General features: G+C 63.3%; 2 pseudogenes. Both read left to right on the top strand.

The window, feature by feature from the left end:
* Window positions 1-127: 127 nt before the first annotated feature.
* Window positions 128-1,025 (top strand): annotated as a pseudogene (locus tag EOA60_RS32780) (sugar ABC transporter permease).
* A 2-nt stretch (window positions 1,026-1,027) separates the two neighbouring features.
* Window positions 1,028-1,429: pseudogene (locus tag EOA60_RS32775) on the top strand (carbohydrate ABC transporter permease); the annotation flags it as partial.

The following is a 1,429-nucleotide window of genomic DNA, read 5'->3' as shown; positions in this document are numbered from 1 at the left end:
GATCCTCGAGGACGCCGGCAAGCTCTAAGGGACTATCCTCCCAGCGGCGTCGGTCTTCGCGACCGGCGCCGCTTTGACCGAGGCGGCCGCCCCATCGCCGGCCGTGCAAACAATTTTGGGACTTTGCATGACGGCCAAGCGGCTTTCCGCGCCAACGCTTCTTCTGCTGCCGGCCGTGCTCGTTCTGGCGGCCGTGGTGGTCGTGCCGCTCTGCCTGTCATTCTATTCAAGCTTCACGCCGTTCAGGCTGACACGGCCGGAAACCTTCTTCACCTTCATCGGCCTGCGCAACTATCGCAACATTCTGTCCGACGCGAATTTCTGGTGGGCCTTCGGCCGCACCGTGCTCCTGCTCACCATCGCGCTCAATCTCGAAATGCTGCTCGGTCTCGGCCTCGCGCTGCTGGTCGAGAAGGCTAGCCGCGGCCAGCGGTTGCTGCGTACCATCATGATGTTCCCGATGATGTTTTCGCCGATCCTGGTCGGCTTCCAGTTCAAGTTCATGTTCAACGACAATATCGGCTTGGTGAACAACGCGCTGCAGTCGCTAGGCATCACGCGGGACGCCATTCCCTGGCTGATCGAAGGCCATCTCGCCTTCATCGCCATTTCAGTCGCGGAGATCTGGTCGTCGACCTCGATCTTCGCGGATCCTGATCCTCGCCGGCCTGCTCGCCATGCCGAAGGAGCCGGTCGAAGCGGCGCGCGTCGACGGCTGCACGCCGTGGCAAACCTTCCGCTATGTGACCTGGCCCTTCATCATGCCCTTCGCCTATATCGCCATGACCATCCGCTCGCTCGACGTTGCGCGCGCCTACGACATCGTCAAGATCATGACCGATGGCGGCCCAGCCGGCCGCACGGAACTGTTGTGGACGCTGGTCGCGCGCACCGCCTACAGTGACGCGCGCATGGGCGTGGCCAATGCGATGGCCTATTTTTCGATCCTGCTGTCGATCGTCTTCACCGTCTATTTCTTTAAGAAGCTCGCCGCGGCACGGACCCAGATCGGCGCGGAGTGGTGAGGATGGACGCCAACGCATCCGCCCGCCTGAAGCGCCGCGCCGGCGCCGTCGCCCACCGCGTCGGCCTGTTCCTCGCCATGCTTTTGATCTGCCTGCCCGGCATCTGGATCGTGCTGTCCTCGCTGCGGCCGACGGTCGAGATCCTGGCCAAGCCGCCGGTCTGGATCCCGCAGCAGGTCTCGCTCGATGCCTACGTCGCCATGTTCAGCGGTGTCGGCAAGGGCGGCATTCCCGTCTTCGACTATTTCCGCAATTCCCTGATCATCTCGGTGACGTCGACCGTCATTGCCATCGCCATCGGTATGGCCGGTGGCTACGCCTTCGCTCGCCACCGGTTTCGTGGCAAGTCGGCGATGTTCCTCGGCCTTATGCTGACCCGCACCGTGCCCGGCATCGCGCTGTCG

The sequence above is a fragment of the Mesorhizobium sp. M1A.F.Ca.IN.020.06.1.1 genome, from assembly GCF_004023265.1.
GTDB lineage: Bacteria > Pseudomonadota > Alphaproteobacteria > Rhizobiales > Rhizobiaceae > Mesorhizobium.
This window is presented reverse-complemented; position numbering and strand designations above follow the sequence as displayed.